Raw genomic sequence first — 332 nt, 5'->3', positions numbered from 1 at the left:
ACCGTCCCGACCACCGATGACTCCGTCTTCGAAGGCCGCGAACAGCTGACGCTGGACGCCACGCTGACTGGCAGCTCGGCCAGCGGCATCGCGCTGCCAGGCACCATCACTGACTCGGGCAGCGCCGTCATTGTTGACGACCATGGTTCGGGTGCGGATGTACCGACCCTGTCCGTCTCGGATGCCGGCGATGTGAATGAAGGCAACGACGCTGTCTTCAATGTCGCGCTGTCCAAGCCGGTTGATGCCGACACGACCCTGACGTTCACGCTCGGTGGCCAGATCGAAGCCGGCGACGTGGGCACGCCCACGGTCATGATCGGCGGCAAGCC

General features: G+C 65.1%; 1 pseudogene. It reads left to right on the top strand.

Annotated features, from left to right (window positions below):
• Window positions 1–332, top strand: a pseudogene (locus KVT32_RS29305) (calcium-binding protein); the annotation flags it as partial.

The organism is Achromobacter sp. GbtcB20 (assembly GCF_019091095.1).
GTDB classification, from domain to species: Bacteria; Pseudomonadota; Gammaproteobacteria; order Burkholderiales; family Burkholderiaceae_B; genus Achromobacter; species Achromobacter mucicolens.
Note: the sequence above shows the minus strand (reverse complement) of the source record. Positions and strands in the feature narration are given on the sequence as shown.